This is a genomic window from Nocardioides cavernae (assembly GCF_013410035.1).
Classification (GTDB): domain Bacteria; phylum Actinomycetota; class Actinomycetes; order Propionibacteriales; family Nocardioidaceae; genus Nocardioides; species Nocardioides cavernae_A.
This window is the reverse complement of sequence record NZ_JACCBW010000001.1, coordinates 1,006,381-1,021,127: the sequence shown is the minus strand read 5'-3', so window position 1 is coordinate 1,021,127 and position 14,747 is coordinate 1,006,381. Positions and strand designations below refer to the sequence as shown.

The following is a 14,747-nucleotide window of genomic DNA, read 5'->3' as shown; positions in this document are numbered from 1 at the left end:
CGTCTCCGCCTCACCCGGACGTACCTAGGGACGTCCTGGTGGGTCAGCGGGTCACGAAGTCGTCCATTTCGTCCCTAGGTACCCGGCACGGCGCGGCGTACGGCGCGGCGTATGAGGTCGCCGCAGCGGATCAGGGGAGGAAGACGCGCGCCACCCAGTAGCAGATCGCGGCGGCGAGGGCGGCGGCCGGGAAGGTCAGCACCCACGCGGTGAGGATCGACTTCGCCACGCCCCAGCGGACGGCGGAGAGGCGCTTGGTGGCGCCGACGCCCATGACCGCGGAGGTGATGGTGTGGGTGGTCGAGATCGGGGCCTCGAAGACGTAGGACGTCGTGTAGAGGACCGAGGCCGCCACCGACTCGGCCGCGAAACCGCGAGGCGGGTCGAGGTGGATGATGCGGCGACCGAGAGTGCGCATGATGCGCCAGCCGCCGGACCAGGTGCCGAGGGAGATCGCGGTGGCCGCGGCGATGATCACCCACAGCGGGAGCCCGTCGGACTCGGCGACGTAGCCGCCGGTGAGCAGCGCCAGGAAGATCACGCCCATCGTCTTCTGGGCGTCCTGCAGGCCGTGGCCGAGTGCCATCGCGGCGGCCGAGACCGTCTGTGCGACCTTGAAGCCGCGGTTGGCGCGGCCGGGGTTGGCGTTGCGGAACATCCACATGATCGCGAGCATCAGCGCGAAGCCGAGACTGAACGCCACGAGGGGCGAGACGAACATCGGGAGCACGACCTTCTCCAGCACGACGGCCCAGTTGGCGCTCGCCCCGGCCGCGACCGCGGCGCCGACGAGGCCGCCGATGAGGGCGTGCGAGGAGGAGGACGGCAGGCCGTAGTACCAGGTGATCATGTTCCACGTGATGGCGCCGAGCAGGCCGCACATCACGATCACCAGCCCGTGGCTGCCTGGCCCGGGGTCGATCGTGTCGGACACCGTGTGGGCGACCTTCTGGCCCAGGAACGCGCCGACGAAGTTCATGACGGCCGCCATGGCCAGCGCCACCCGCGGCTTGAGCGCGCCGGTGGACACCGACGTGGCGATCGCGTTGGCAGCGTCGTGGAAGCCGTTCGTGTAGTCGAAGACCAGTGCGACGACGACGACGGCGATGATGATGCCGATCTCCATCGGGGTCAGGACTCCTTGACGGCGATCTGCTCCACGATGTTGGCGACCTTCTCGAACGCGTCGATCGCCCCCTCGAGGGACTCGACGATGTCCTTGAGCTTGAGGACCTCCAGGGCTTCGTACTCGCCGCTGAAGAGGTTGGCCAGGATCCGCCGGTAGGACTTGTCACCGGTGTTCTCGAGGCGGTTGATCTCGATCCAGTACTCGTCGAGCGAGCCCATCGACTCCAGCGACGGCATCGCCGCGGCGGTGAGCTCGGCGCAGCGCTGGAGGACCTCGACCTGCTGGGTGGTCTCCGGCGGCAGGGAGGTGACCTCGTAGAGGAGGACCAGGTCGACGGCCTCGTCCATCATGTCCATGACGTCGTCGAGCGCCGAGGCGAGGGAGTAGATGTCCTCGCGGTCGAACGGCGTGACGAAGGTGCTGTTCACCCGTCGCACGATCGAGTGGGTGGTCTCGTCGGCGGCGTGCTCGGCCTCGCGCATGCGCTGGGCGATCTCGGCCTTGGAGTTGCCGGCGGAGAGCATCTCGCTGAGGAGCTGGGCTCCGACGACGAGGTGCCCGGCAGCTTCGCTGAAGAGGTCGTAGAACGAGCTGTCGACGGGACGGAACTTCAAACGCACAGTGAACTCCGAACGGGGGGCGGATGAACCGTGAAATAGAGTAGGGGGTCCTCAGCACGGAGATGCAAACCGCGACCCCAGGGGCCTCCGGACCCCGTCACCGGAGGGACGCCGTTCGGCGTGTCGTCCGGCGTGTCGCTCGAAAAGGGGCCGGAAATGGGGGCTCAGCGGCGACGCGTGCGCTGCCGGGCGATCAGCTCGTCGTGCAGGTGGCGCTCCCCGTGGCGCAGCACCCACTCCCCTTCCGACCCGAGCTCCCAGGCGGTGGTCTGCTCGTCGAGCGCGAGGTCGAGCAGGGCCCGGACCTCGTCGACGACGTGCGGGTCGCGCAGGCGTACGAGCACCTCGACGCGGCGGTCGAGGTTGCGGTGCATCATGTCCGCCGACCCGATCCACGCGGCCGGCTCGCCGCCGTTGTCGAACCAGAACACGCGGCTGTGCTCGAGGAACCGGCCCAGGATCGAGCGGACCCGGATGGTCTCGGAGAGGCCGGGTACGCCCGGGCGCAGCGCGCAGATCCCGCGGATCACCAGCTCGACGCGCACGCCCGCCTGCGAGGCGAGGTAGAGCGCGTCGATCACCGCCTCGTCGACGACCGAGTTGGCCTTGATCCGGATCCCCGCGGGGCGGCCGGCCTGGTGGTGGGCGATCTCCTGGTGGACCTGGGCGACCAGGCCCTCGCGCACGCTGTGCGGGGCGACGAGCAGGTGGTCGTAGGTGCGGTTGCGGCTGATGCCGGAGAGGTTGTTGAAGAGGAGCGCGACGTCCTCGCCGATCTCCTGGTTGGCGGTGAGGAGGCCGAGGTCCTCGTAGACGCGTGCCGTCTTGGGGTTGTAGTTGCCGGTGCCGAGGTGGACGTAGCGCCGGATGCCCTCGGGCTCGTCGCGCACGACCATCGACAGCTTGCAGTGCGTCTTGAGGCCGACCAGGCCGTAGACGACGTGGCAGCCGGCCTGCTCGAGCTTGCGCGCCCACCGGATGTTGGCCTGCTCGTCGAAGCGGGCCTTGATCTCGACGACGACAAGCACCTGCTTGCCGGCCTCCGCGGCGTCGATGAGCGCCTCGATGATCGGGCTGTCACCCGAGGTGCGGTAGAGGGTCTGCTTGATCGCGAGGACGTGCGGATCGGCGGCCGCCTGCTCGAGGAAGCGCTGCACGGAGGTGGCGAAGGAGTCGTAGGGGTGGTGCAGCAGCACGTCGTGGCGCCCCACGGAGTCGAAGACGTCGACGGGGGAGGCCGACTCGACCTCGGCCAGGCTCGGGTGGGTGGAGGGCAGGAACGCGGCGTACTTGAGGTCGTCGCGCGGCAGGTCGGCGATCGAGTGCAGGCCGGTCAGGTCGAGCGGACCGGGCAGCGAGACCACCTCGTCCCGGCCCACGCCGAGCTCGGAGACCAGCAGCTCGAGGACCTTCGGGTCCATCGACTGCTCGACCTCGAGGCGTACGGGCGGGCCGAAGCGGCGCCGCTGGAGCTCCTTCTCGAGGGCCTTGAGGAGGTTCTCGGCGTCGTCCTCCTCGACCTCGAGGTCCTCGTTGCGGGTGACCCGGAAGGTGTGCGAGCCGAGCACGTCCATGCCGGGGAAGAGCTTCTTGAGGTGCTCGCCGATGACGTCCTCGATGGGCACGAAGCGCTGGTTGCCCAGGCCGACGAAGCGGCCGAACGTCGGCGGCACCTTGACCCGCGCGAAGTGCTCGGTGCCGGTCTTGGGGTGGCGCACCACGACGGCGAGGTTGAGCGAGAGGCCGGAGATGTAGGGGAAGGGGTGCGCCGGGTCGACCGCCAGCGGTGTCAGGACGGGGAAGATCCGGTCCTTAAAGAGCTTCTTGCAGACCTTCTGCTCCTCGCGGTCGAGCTCCTCCCACCGGACGATCTCGATGCCCTGCGCGCCCAGCTCGGGGAGGAGGTCGACGAACGCCCGGGCGTGGCGCTCCATGAGGTCGCGGCTGCCGGACCACAGGTGCTCGAGCTGCTCGCGCGGCATCAGCCCGCTCGCCGCGCGTACGGCCACGCCGGCCGCGATGCGCCGCTTGAGGCCGGCGACGCGGACCATGAAGAACTCGTCGAGGTTGCTGGCGAAGATCGCGAGGAAGCGGGCGCGCTCCAGCAGCGGCAGGCCCGGATCCTCCGCGAGCTCGAGGACGCGCTGGTTGAAGCGGACCCAGGAGATCTCGCGGTCGATGAAGCGGTCGTCGAACTTCTCCACCGCCTCGATGGCGGCGGCGTCCGGGGTGTAGGGCGGCTCGACGTCGAAGGTCTCGGTCGGGTGCCCGAACGGCTCGGACACCGGCCCCTCCTCGACCGACGGGGAGGCAGCGCTGGTGAGGGTGGCCGGGTCGGACATGCCTCCCAGTGTGGCACCGGAAGGTGAACGCCAGATGACGTCCGCACCCGTCCGGACGGTCAGTAGACGAGCGCCTGTACGCCGTCGCCCAGCACCTGCTCGGCGAACACCGCGGCACCCGCGATCGTGACCCCCTCGCGCAGGTCGGCCGCGACGATCCCGCGACGGGCGGCGCACTGCGAGCAGACGGTGATCGTGCCCGCGGCCAGGACGACGTCCATCAGCTGGTCGAGGGGCGTGGCGAGGTGGAGGGCGAAGTCCTCCGCGCGCCCCGGGACGCCGAACCAGGCCGCCTCGCCGGTGAGCCAGAGCGACACCGGGGCGCCGGCCGCGGCGGCGGCCGCGGACACGGTGAACCCCTGGTTGCACCGCTCGGCGTCCTCGGCGCCGCAGGTGACCTTGACGACCAGTGAACGAGCCATGGCCGAACACTAAGGTGTTCCCCATGCCCTTCGAGCTGCCGGACAACCTGCACCCCAACTGCGGCCCCGTCGCGTGGCTGCTCGGCACCTGGCGCGGCAACGGCCACGGCGCGTACCCGACGATCGAGTCGTTCCAGTTCGGCCAGGAGCTGATCTTCACCCACGACGGCCGCCCGTTCTTCCACTACATGTCGCGCTCGTGGATCGTCGACGAGGACGGCGAGGTCGTCCGCGACGCCGCCATGGAGTCCGGGTTCCTCCGCTGCCCCGAGCCCGGCAAGGTGGAGTTTCTTCTGTCGCACAACATCGGCTTCTCGGAGATCTGGTACGGCGCGGCCGAGGGCGGCAAGGTCGAGATGCACACCGCCGGCGTCTCCTTCACCGAGACGGCCAAGGAGGTCACGGCCGGCTCCCGGATGTACGGCAACGTCGAGGGCGACCTCCTCTACGCCTACGACATGGCAGCCGTCGGCCAGGAGCTCCAGCCGCACACCTGGGCGCGGCTCAAGCGAGCCTGACGGCGGCCCGACGATGAGCGACGACCTCGCCACCCGGCTGCGTGAGCAGGGCCTGCGGCTCACCCCGCAGCGCGAGCTCATCCTGCGGGCGGTCGAGGAGCTGCGGCACGCGACGCCGGACGAGGTTCTCGCCCACGTCCGCGGCCAGGTCAGCTCGGTCAACGCCTCGACCGTCTACCGCACCCTCGAGGTCCTCGAGGAGCTCGGGCTGGTGCGCCACACCCACCTCAGCGACCGCGCGCCGACCTACCACTCCACGCTCGAGCACGAGCACGTCCACGTGGTGTGCCGGCGCTGTCGCCGCGTGCGGTCGTACGACCCCGACCTCGTCGCGCCCGTGGTTGCCGCGCTCGCGGCCGACGGGTTCGCGATGGACGTCGGCCACCTCGCGATCTTCGGTGAGTGCGCGGACTGCGGCCACCCACCGGAGCCGACCTAGACTCGAGGCATGGCCAGCCCTCTCCTCGCCCTGCCCGGAGCCGTCGCTGGTGACGGCATCGACGCACCGGTGGCCGCGCACTACGGCTCGTTCAACACCGAGCAGCGCAGCCTGGCCCGCGGGGACGGCTTCGTGGACCTCTCGCACCGCGACGTCCTCCGCATCAGCGGGCCCGACCGGCTCGGCTGGCTGCACAACCTCACCACCCAGTACTTCGAGGGCCTCGCCCCCGGTACCTGGACCCAGGCGCTCGTCCTCAGCCCGCAGGGCCACGTCGAGCACGCCTTCACCGGCGTCGACGACGGCGAGGCCTTCACCGCCCACACCGAGCCCGGCGCCGGTCCCGCGCTGGTGGAGTGGCTGGAGCGGATGAAGTTCATGACCCGCGTCGAGGTCGGGCTCGTCGACGACCTCGCCGTGATGTGGCGACCCGGCGAGGCCGGCGGGAGGTACGACTTCGTGCCCCGCGAGCGGCTCGAGGCGTACGCCGAGGCGGCGGGCCCGGCGGCGGGCCTGTGGGCCTTCGAGGCGCTGCGGATCGAGCGCGGCGAGCCGCGGTTCGGGCTCGACACCGACCACCGCACCATCCCCAACGAGGTCGGGTGGATCGGCGCGGCCGTCCACCTCGACAAGGGCTGCTACCGCGGTCAGGAGACCGTCGCGCGGGTGCACACGCTCGGCCGGCCGCCGCGCCGCCTCGTGCTGCTCCACCTCGACGGGTCCGAGAACCGCCTGCCCGCTGCCGGCTCACCGGTGTCCCACGACGGTCGCGACATCGGGTTCGTCGGGTCCAGCGCCCGGCACCACGAGCTCGGCCCGATCGCGCTCGCCGTGGTCAAGCGCAACGTGCCCGTCGACGCGACGCTCGCCGTCGACGGGATGCCGGCCGCCCAGGAGGTCGTCGTCGACCCCGAGGTCGGGCTGCACGTGCGCCCGCTGCGCTGACGCGTCAGCGTCCCCGGGCGTACTGCACGTGGGTGTCGGTGTCCGCGTGGGTGAAGCCGAGGCCGGAGTAGACCGCGACCGCCGGCCCGTTGTCGGACTCGACGTAGAGCAGGACCTCGCCGACCCCGAGCCCGGCGAGGTGGTGCAGCCCGGCGAGGGTGAGCAGCCTGCCGAGCCCGCGGCCCTGCGCGGCCGGGTCGACTCCCACGACGTAGACCTCGCCGTGGTCGGCGTCGTGCTGCTTGGTCCAGTGGAAGCCGAGGACGCCGCTCGCGTCCTCGGCGACGAGCAGCCCGGCCGGGTCGAACCACGGCTCGGCCATCCGGCGGGCCAGGTTGTCGAGGTCCATCGCCCCCTGCTCGGGGTGGTGGGCGAAGGCGGCGGCGTTGACCCGCACCACGTCAGCGGCGTCGTCGTCGCGGTAGGAGCGGATCGTCACGCCGTCGGGCGGCGCCAGGGGCGGGAGCCGGGTCGACGCGGGCCGACGCATCACCCACAGGTCGCGCACCCGCTCCCACCCGTGACTCGCGGCGAGCCGGGCGGCCGCGGGGTGGTTGCCGTGGGACCAGGCGACGAGCGCGCCGTCGTACGCCCCCTCGACCCGCGCGAGCAACGCCGAGCCGGTGCCGCGTCCGCGCGCCCCGGGGCCCACCGCCAGGGCCAGGTCACCGTCGTGGACCAGCGCGAACCCGTCGCCCTCCACCAGCACCTCGGCGAGTCCGTCGGCCAGCGCCATCCGGGCGGCCTCGTCGAGCGGGTCGGCGCCGTCGGTCGCGGCAGCGGCGTCGGCGATCTGCAGCACGTGGTCCATGGTCCGACCCTAGGCCCGGCCCGGAGGTGTCAGGACGAGGTGTCAGGACGAGGTGTCAGGACGAGGTGTCAGGACGAGGTGGCGTCCGCGCCCGCCGGGGCGTCGGCGCCGGAGGCGTCCCGCGTCGGCACGACGAAGCGGTAGCCGACGTTGCGGACGGTGCCGATGTGGTGCTCGTGCTCGGTGCCGAGCTTGGCGCGCAGCCGCCGGACGTGGACGTCCACCGTCCGCGTGCCGCCGAAGTAGTCGTAGCCCCAGACCTCCTGGAGGAGCTGCTCGCGGCTGAAGACCCGGCCCGGGTGCTGGGCGAGGTACTTCAGGAGCTCGAACTCCTTGTAGGTCAGGTCGAGCGCACGACCGCCGATGCGGGCGGTGTAGGTGGCGTCGTCGACCACGACCTCGCCGCGGTGGATCACGTGGGTCGACGGGTCGTCCGGCGCCGCCGCGCTGGCGCGGCCGATCGCGAGGCGGATGCGGGCATCGAGCTCGGCGGGCCCGCACGTGTGGAGCACGACGTCGTCCATGCCCCAGTCGTGCGCCACGACCGCCAGACCACCCTCGGTGACGACGAGCAGCACGGGCGCGTCTGCGCCGGTGGTGCGGATGAGCCGGCAGAGGTCGCGCGCCGCGGCGAGGTCCTGGCGGCCGTCGACGAGGACCAGGTCGGCCTCGGGCGCGTCGAGCAGCGCGCTGCCCTGGGCCGGGACGATCTTGACCGTGTGGGCCAGCAGGGCCAGCCCGGGGAGCACCTCGGCCGACGGCTGGAGGGCAGTCGTGAGCAGCAGCAGAGCGCTCATCGCAGGACCTCCTGTCTGCGGCGGACCAGCCGGGGGCCAGCCGGGGATGGTGAAGGATAGCCCGCATGAGCGACTCGTCGGGCGAGCACCGGACTGCTGAGACAGCGGTCACCGTCCGCTACTGGGCCGGCGCCCGCGCTGCCGCGGGGGTGGCCGAGGACGTCCTGGAGGCGACGCCGGGGCTCACCCTGGCCGACGTCGTCGCCCTCGTGCTCGAACGCCACCCGGGGGACCGGATGGCCCGCACGGTCGGCGTCTGCTCGGTCCTGATCGGCGAGCAGCCGGTCGGCGCCCGCGACCCCGCGTACGTGGCAGTGCCCCCCGGTTCCGTCGTCGAGCTCCTGCCGCCGTTCGCCGGGGGCTGAGCGGTTGCGACGCCCCACCCCGGCGCGCCCCTCCCGGAACATCCCGCGGCGCGTCGTCGTTGGGTGGACGTGAGCACCGGAGCCTGGATCGTCGTCGCCGCAGTCGTGCTGGCGCTCGGCCTCGGGCTCTGGCGCCGGGCGAGCGACGGCCGCTTCCGCGGGACGCGAGCCGTACGCACGCCCGCCCCGGTTGCTGCCGACCCGCGCGCCGAAGCACCCGCAGCCGCCGCTCCCGGCGCTCCTGCCGGTGCCGCTCCGGCGGCCGCCGCGCTCGTGTCCGAGCTCGGCGTCGAGCTGGGGGAGCGGGCGACCCTGCTGCAGTTCTCGAGCGCCTTCTGCGCGCCCTGCCGCGCCACGCGCCGGGTGCTGGGCGAGGTGACGGAGCTCGTCGACGGCGTGACCCACGTCGAGGTCGACGCCGAGCACCACCTCGACGCCACGCGCGCCCTGGGGATCCTGCGTACCCCGACCACCCTGGTCCTCGACGCGGCGGGGGTCGAGGTGGTCCGGGCGACCGGCGCACCGTCCCGGGACCAGGTCCTCACGGCGCTCGCTCGCGCGTGATCTCAGGATATGGATGCATGGACCACATGGTGAGACCGATCGAGGCGCAGGGTGCGGAACGGCCTACTGTCGTCCGCATGTCCTCGACCATGCTCACCAAGCGCCGCGCAGTGGACCACTGCCGCGTGCGCTCGGCGCTGTGTCGAATGTCGTAGCGGTCCCCCCGCTCGCCTGAGCCATAAAGTCCATCAGGTTACTGGACTATGCTCCGTCGGAGGGGCCCTGCGCTGGGTCACGTCCCAGCGCGCCCGGCCCCGTGCTGTGCCGACCACCTCAGGAGAGACATGACCACCACCGCCACCACCCGGCCCGACGTCGCGCGGCGCCCCGAGGGCGCCATCGACCCGCGCGGCCCGCAGCTGGCCGCCGAGCTCACCGCCGTCGTCCTGGTCGCGGTGCTGCTGCTCCCGTCGCCCTACGACGCGTCGCTGCTCGCCGTCCAGGCCGTCCTCTTCGCCATCGGTGCCGTTCGGGGCGTGCAGGCCACGCCGCACGCGTGGCTGTTCCGCACGCTCGTGCGCCCGCGTCTCGGCCCACCGGCCGAGTGGGAGTCGCCGGAGCCGCCCCGATTCGCACAGGCGGTCGGCCTCGCGTTCGCGCTCGTCGGCCTCGTGGCCCTGCTCGCCGGCGCCACCGTCGTCGGACAGGTTGCGGTCGGGTTCGCGCTCGTCGCGGCGCTGCTCAACGCCGTCTTCGCCTTCTGCCTGGGATGCGAGGTCTACCTGCTCGTCCGCCGCTTCATCGCCACCGCCTGACCCCCCGACTGTTCAACCACCACCAAGGAGCACACCACCATGAGCCGCGAGAACTCGCTCGTCACCGCCCAGTGGGTCGAGGACAACCTCGACACCGACGGCATCGTCCTCATCGAGGTCGACGAGGACACGACCGCCTACGACAAGGGGCACATCCGGGGAGCGATCAAGCTCGACTGGACCACCGACCTGCAGGACCAGGTCCGCCGCGACTTCGTCGACAGGGCGCAGTTCGAGGCGCTGCTGTCCGAGCGCGGCGTCTCCAACGACGACACCGTCGTGCTCTACGGCGGCAACAACAACTGGTTCGCCGCCTACGCCTACTGGTACTTCAAGCTCTACGGCCACCAGGACGTCAAGCTCCTCGACGGCGGCCGCAAGAAGTGGGAGCTCGACTCCCGCGAGCTGACCGACGAGCTCCCCAGCCGCGCCGCGACGACGTACACCGCGCAGGAGCAGGACTCCTCGATCCGCGCCTTCCGCGACGAGACCGTCGCCGCGATCGGCGTGAAGAACCTGGTCGACGTCCGCAGCCCCGACGAGTACGCCGGCCGCCTGCTGGCCCCGGCCCACCTCCCCCAGGAGCAGGCCCAGCGCGCCGGGCACGTCCCGACGTCGATCAACGTCCCGTGGTCGAAGGCGGCCAACGACGACGGCACCTTCAAGTCCGACGAGGAGCTCCGCGAGATCTACGGCGCGGCCGGCCTCGACGACTCCAAGGAGACCATCGCCCTGTGCCGCATCGGCGAGCGCTCGTCGCACACCTGGTTCGTGCTCAAGGAGCTGCTCGGCCACCAGAGCGTGAAGAACTACGACGGCTCCTGGACCGAGTACGGCTCGCTCGTCGGCGTGCCCGTCGCGCTCGGCGACGAGCCCGGGGAGGCCTGACATGTGCGGGGCCAAGGAGGGCGGGCTGTCGCTCGACGGCGTCAACGTCGCCAAGGAGGCCGTGATCCAGGGCCAGGTGCTGCGCGGGGAGGAGCCGGTGTCGAACGCGTACGTCCGGCTGCTCGACCGCAGCGGTGAGTTCACCGCCGAGGTCCCGACCTCGGCCAGTGGTCACTTCCGGTTCTTCGCCGGGGACGGCGAGTGGACCCTGCGCACGCTCGCGCCGAAGGCCGAGCCCGTGGACACCCGGGTCGTGGCGGCCACCGGCTCGGTGGCCGAGGTCCAGGTGCTCGTCAGCGCCTGACAGAAGTTTGACAACCCGGACCACTGGTCTGGACCGGAGGGAGCGCCTCGTGCACCGGGCACGGGGCGTTCCCCTCATTTTCGCCACTGTTCGTGCAGATGCCCCGAGCGGGAGGCCGGCGACTCGTACGGTGACAGTTCGTCCATGTCGTCGGGAGGGTTGTGTGATGGTCGTGTCCGACACGCGCGCGCCCGAGAAGACCGACCTGTGGCAGCTCACCATGGAGCACTCCCCGGTGGGGATGGCGATCGTGTCGCCCGCCGGCGACTTCGTCTCCGCCAACGCAGCGTTCTGCGACATGCTCGGCTACGACCCGGACGCCATGGCCGCGCTGACCTTCCAGGACATCACGCACCCCGACGACCTCGCCGCCGACCTGCGACTGGTCGACCAGGCCCTGGCGGGTGAGATCGGCTCCTACCGGATCACCAAGCGCTACGTGTGCGCCGACGGCAGCATCGTGATCGGCGACCTGTCGGTGGCCCTGCTCCGCGACCCGGCCGGCATGCCCGTCCACTTCATCGCGCAGGTCGCCGACATCACCGAGCGCCAGGCGTTCGTCGAGCGGCTGGACGCGGCCGAGGCGGCCGTCGACTCCGAGCGCAGCACCGCCCGCGCCGTGTTCGAGGGCGCCTCCGTCGGGCTGCTCCGGATCGACGCCGAGGGGCGCTACCTCGCCACCAACGGCTGCCTGCGCGAGTTCCTCGAGCTGGCCTTCCCCCACGACCACCTGGGGCTGGCGGGACAGCCTGGCTTCGTCTACGACCCCGACCAGGTGCGCCTCCTCGAGCCGGACGAGATGCCGTCGGTGCGCGCCGTGCGCGGCGAGGAGTTCGACGACGTACGCATCTGGGTCGGCGAGGACCACGAGTCCCGGCGGGCCCTCTCGGTCTCGGCGCGGGCCGTCGTCGACCGGACCGGTCTCGCCGCCGGCGCGGTGCTCGCGTACCACGACGTGACCGACCTCGTGCGCGCGATGCACGTCAAGGACGAGTTCGTCGCGACGCTCTCGCACGAGCTGCGCACCCCGCTGACTGCGGCCCTCGCCTACCTCGAGCTGCTCGACGACTCGACCGACGTCAGCGCCGACGGCCGCCAGCACGTCACGGCCGCGCGGCGCAACATGCTCCGGCTCTCCCACCTCGTCGCCGACCTGCTCTTCGCGACCCGGGCGGCGGCCGGCTCGCCACCGATCGACCCCTACACCGTGGACCTCGCGACCGTGCTCGTCGAGGCCGTCGACTCCGCCGTCCTCGACGCCGAGTCCGCCGGCGTGCGCATCGCCCTGCGTTGCCCCGAGTCGCTCACCGTCCACGCCGACGGCATGCGCCTGCGGCAGGCCGTGGACAACCTGCTCGACAACGCGATCGCCTACAGCCGGCCCGACGGCGTGGTCACGGTCAGCCTGGTCGAGGACGCCGGTCACGTCGTCCTGACCGTCTGCGACGAGGGCGTCGGCGTGGAGCGGCACGAGGCGGGACAGGTCTTCGACCGCTTCTTCCGCGGGCAGAACGCCCGACGCCTCCAGCGTCCCGGCACCGGTCTCGGCCTCACGATCGTGCGCACGATCGTCGAGGCCCACCACGGCGAGGTCTCCTTCGAGAGCGCTCCCGGCACCGGCACGACCGTGTGCGTCACGCTGCCGCGCTGACGGCTCCCCGCATGCCTGCGTCGTCCCGGTCGCAGGCTGGCCCTGCCCTGTCCGCACGGTGACGTGCGAGGACCCCCCGCTGGGGGCGGGGGGTCCGGTGCGGCAACCGGGTGGGGACCGGTGCGTGACCCGCAAGGGGGGATCTCGCGGGGTGTCGCCCGCTGGCAACACAGGGGTATTTGCCAGAGGGACTTGCCCAAGTTTGCCAAAGATCGCGACACTCGGCATCTGTTTTGCCAAGATTTCTCGTGCAGGTGCTCGGGACGCCCGCCACACCCCACTCAGCACTCATCCCTGGAGACACCATGAACCGCAAGGCCACCCGCATCCTCGTCGCCGCCGTCGCCCTCGTCAGCCTGGCCGGTCTCGGCACGCCGGCAGAGGCGGCGCAGGTCAAGCAGACCGCCCGCACCGGCTGGTGCTGCTGATCCTCAGCGCACCAGAGCACCACCGTCGCGCACCCCTGAGCGCGACGTCAGCAGCACCCCACCCAGCTGTCGGCACCTCGTGCGCAGCACTCTCACCCTGGAGAACACCATGAACCGCAAGGCCACCCGCATCCTCGTCGCCGCCGTCGCCCTCGTCAGCCTGGCCGGCTTCGCCGCCCCCGCCGAGGCGGCGCAGGTCAAGCAGACCGCGCGCACCGGCTGGTGCTGCTGAGCTGAGCACCCCGACCACCCGGGGTCTGCGCGTGCGCTGACCCCTCAGCTGCGGGCGAACGTGGCAGCCGCCGCGCGCGCCCGCAGCCCGGTCGACGCTGCCGCGCGCCGGTACGCGTCCGCCGCGGCCTCGGTCATCCCGACGCCCTGGAGCAGGTCGGCGAGCTCGAACCACAGCTGGGCCGCCACCCGGTCGGCACCGATCGCCGAGAGGGTGTGCACCGCCCGCTGGAAGCACGAGCTGGCCTCGGCGGAGTCGCCCTCGGCGACGTAGGTGCTGCCGAGCAACGCCCACGCCTCTGCCTCCGCGAGGGGCAGGTGGCCGTTGGCGACGGTGTGGACCTCGGCGACGAGGTCGCGGCTCGCCGCGACGTCGCCGGAGAGGAAGGACGCCCGCGCGAGGCCCAGGAGCACCTGGGCGCGGTCGGAGGACGTCGAGGGGCTCCACTCCATCTCGGCGGCGGCCTGCTCGAGGTTCTGCCGGGCGTCGTCGAGGGCCGGGGGGTCGAGCTCGAGCTGGAGGCGGCCCACCTCGCCGCGGAGCAGCGCGAGGTTGCGGGCGTCCTGTCCCTCGCCCAGCAGGGCGAGCGCCCGCTCGGCGAGGGGCACGGCGCTGGCGACGTCGCCGCGCCGCGCCTGCATCGCACTGGCGTTCCAGTAGGCGGAGGCCCGGGCCCTGGACGTGCCGAGCGTCTCGGCGCGGTCGATGGCCTTGCGGCACATGCGCACGGCGTGGCCGGTGTCGCCGCGCTCGAAGTAGGCGGCAGCGAGGGTGACGGCGAGCTGGACGGCCTCGTCGCACGCGTCGAGACCGGCGTCCTCGACGTGGGTCAGGACGCGCTGGCCGCACTCGATGGCCCGGTTGAGGTCGCCCGTCTCACGGTAGATGCGGCTCAGGGCGATGCCGGCCTTGATCTTCGTCAGGCCGTCGGTGTCGTCGTCGATGAGCGACTCGAGCTCGAGGACCGCGTCGTCCTCGCGGCTGGTGGCCTCGAGGGCGCGGGCACGGAGCAGGCGTGCGCGGTCGCGCATCCCCTCGACGCTCGAGCCCTGCAGCTGCTCGATCGCCCGGGCGAGGTGGGTCTCGGCGTCCTGGGGCTGGCCGGACTCCAGCGACAGCTCGGCATAGCTGAGGGCCAGGCGGATCTCGTCGACGACGTTGCTCTCGGGCTCTCCGAGGAGGGACGCGACGGAGACGTCGAGCCGCTCGGCGAGGGAGACGAGCAGGGGGTAAGTGGGGCCGCGGTGACCTGTCTCGATCCGGGACAGGTAGGCCACCGACATGATCTTGTGGGCCACTTCGCCCTGGGTCAGTCCGCGAGCGAGGCGGGCTGCCCGCAGGCGGCGGCCCAGTGCCTCACGGTCGGTCTGCTCCAGCAGCTCGGCATGACGCGAGTCCATCCGGACATTCTGGTGCACGACTTGCCAGAACGGTGTCGATTTCCGGCAAAGTCGCACGCGCGTGCAGGATCCGGGCCGAGACGCACGACGCCGCCGGTCGGGACCGGCGGCGTCGGGGCGTGTGTCGCGGGCGTACG

The 14,747-nt window shown here is 71.9% G+C and carries 18 protein-coding genes; 11 read left to right on the top strand and 7 right to left on the bottom strand.

Features of this window, described 5'->3' with window-relative positions:
• Positions 1-130 precede the first annotated feature (130 nt).
• From F4692_RS05030 to F4692_RS05015, 4 genes are all read right to left on the bottom strand, one after another.
• Positions 131-1,126: an inorganic phosphate transporter gene (locus F4692_RS05030; protein ID WP_179618500.1), complete on the bottom strand. Its 996-nt coding sequence runs from the start codon at positions 1,124-1,126 to the stop codon at positions 131-133.
• Between the two features lie 5 nt (positions 1,127-1,131).
• Positions 1,132-1,749 carry a DUF47 domain-containing protein gene (locus tag F4692_RS05025; protein WP_179618499.1) on the bottom strand — a complete coding sequence of 206 codons (618 nt, stop codon included), beginning with the start codon at positions 1,747-1,749 and terminating at the stop codon, positions 1,132-1,134.
• 164 nt (positions 1,750-1,913) lie between these two features.
• On the bottom strand, positions 1,914-4,091 hold the full coding sequence (locus F4692_RS05020) for an RNA degradosome polyphosphate kinase (protein ID WP_179618498.1): 2,178 nt from the start codon (positions 4,089-4,091) through the stop codon (positions 1,914-1,916).
• A 59-nt stretch (positions 4,092-4,150) separates the two neighbouring features.
• A complete protein-coding gene (locus F4692_RS05015) occupies positions 4,151-4,513 on the bottom strand; it encodes a DsrE family protein (protein WP_179618497.1) in 363 nt (120 codons plus the stop codon).
• Positions 4,514-4,536: 23 nt separating this feature from the next.
• Between F4692_RS05015 and F4692_RS05010 the strand changes: the two genes are divergently transcribed.
• The 3 genes from F4692_RS05010 to ygfZ are packed head-to-tail and all read left to right on the top strand — an operon-like array spanning position 4,537 to position 6,415.
• Positions 4,537-5,031: a heme-binding beta-barrel domain-containing protein gene (locus F4692_RS05010; protein ID WP_179618496.1), complete on the top strand. Its 495-nt coding sequence runs from the start codon at positions 4,537-4,539 to the stop codon at positions 5,029-5,031.
• 13 nt (positions 5,032-5,044) lie between these two features.
• Positions 5,045-5,470: a Fur family transcriptional regulator gene (locus F4692_RS05005; RefSeq protein WP_179618495.1), complete on the top strand. Its 426-nt coding sequence runs from the start codon at positions 5,045-5,047 to the stop codon at positions 5,468-5,470.
• A gap of 9 nt (positions 5,471-5,479) precedes the next feature.
• A complete protein-coding gene (gene ygfZ / locus F4692_RS05000) occupies positions 5,480-6,415 on the top strand; it encodes a CAF17-like 4Fe-4S cluster assembly/insertion protein YgfZ (RefSeq protein ID WP_179618494.1) in 936 nt (311 codons plus the stop codon).
• Positions 6,416-6,419: 4 nt separating this feature from the next.
• On the opposite strand, the gene mshD is transcribed toward ygfZ, so the two are convergent.
• Both mshD and F4692_RS04990 read right to left on the bottom strand, forming a co-directional pair.
• Positions 6,420-7,226 (bottom strand): mycothiol synthase, encoded by an 807-nt coding sequence (gene mshD, locus F4692_RS04995; RefSeq protein WP_179618493.1) that lies wholly within the window; start codon positions 7,224-7,226, stop codon positions 6,420-6,422.
• A 68-nt stretch (positions 7,227-7,294) separates the two neighbouring features.
• On the bottom strand, positions 7,295-8,023 hold the full coding sequence (locus F4692_RS04990; RefSeq protein WP_179618492.1) for a winged helix-turn-helix transcriptional regulator: 729 nt from the start codon (positions 8,021-8,023) through the stop codon (positions 7,295-7,297).
• 65 nt (positions 8,024-8,088) lie between these two features.
• Here F4692_RS04990 and F4692_RS04985 point away from each other — a divergent pair, with 65 nt between their 5' ends.
• The 8 genes from F4692_RS04985 to F4692_RS04955 all read left to right on the top strand — a co-directional run bounded on the left by F4692_RS04985 (position 8,089) and on the right by F4692_RS04955 (position 13,210).
• On the top strand, positions 8,089-8,388 hold the full coding sequence (locus tag F4692_RS04985) for a MoaD/ThiS family protein (protein ID WP_179618491.1): 300 nt from the start codon (positions 8,089-8,091) through the stop codon (positions 8,386-8,388).
• Positions 8,389-8,457: 69 nt separating this feature from the next.
• The gene (locus tag F4692_RS04980; RefSeq protein WP_179618490.1) at positions 8,458-8,952 is read left to right on the top strand and encodes a TlpA family protein disulfide reductase; all 495 of its coding nucleotides are present in this window, start codon (positions 8,458-8,460) and stop codon (positions 8,950-8,952) included.
• A 284-nt stretch (positions 8,953-9,236) separates the two neighbouring features.
• The gene (locus F4692_RS04975; protein WP_179618489.1) at positions 9,237-9,707 is read left to right on the top strand and encodes a DUF4395 domain-containing protein; all 471 of its coding nucleotides are present in this window, start codon (positions 9,237-9,239) and stop codon (positions 9,705-9,707) included.
• Positions 9,708-9,746: 39 nt separating this feature from the next.
• Complete coding sequence (locus F4692_RS04970; protein WP_179618488.1) at positions 9,747-10,595, top strand: sulfurtransferase; 849 nt, start codon at positions 9,747-9,749, stop codon at positions 10,593-10,595.
• Position 10,596: 1 nt separating this feature from the next.
• Positions 10,597-10,899: a DUF1416 domain-containing protein gene (locus F4692_RS04965; RefSeq protein ID WP_179618487.1), complete on the top strand. Its 303-nt coding sequence runs from the start codon at positions 10,597-10,599 to the stop codon at positions 10,897-10,899.
• A 166-nt stretch (positions 10,900-11,065) separates the two neighbouring features.
• Complete coding sequence (locus F4692_RS04960; protein ID WP_179618486.1) at positions 11,066-12,550, top strand: sensor histidine kinase; 1,485 nt, start codon at positions 11,066-11,068, stop codon at positions 12,548-12,550.
• Between the two features lie 305 nt (positions 12,551-12,855).
• Entirely contained in the window at positions 12,856-12,978 is a 123-nt protein-coding gene (locus F4692_RS20980; RefSeq protein ID WP_257029503.1) for a hypothetical protein, read from the top strand.
• A 79-nt stretch (positions 12,979-13,057) separates the two neighbouring features.
• Positions 13,058-13,210 (top strand): hypothetical protein, encoded by a 153-nt coding sequence (locus F4692_RS04955; protein ID WP_179618485.1) that lies wholly within the window; start codon positions 13,058-13,060, stop codon positions 13,208-13,210.
• A gap of 44 nt (positions 13,211-13,254) precedes the next feature.
• Here the strand turns inward: F4692_RS04955 and F4692_RS04950 are convergent, their stop codons facing one another.
• Entirely contained in the window at positions 13,255-14,610 is a 1,356-nt protein-coding gene (locus F4692_RS04950; protein ID WP_179618484.1) for a helix-turn-helix domain-containing protein, read from the bottom strand.
• Between the last annotated feature and the right edge of the window lie 137 nt (positions 14,611-14,747).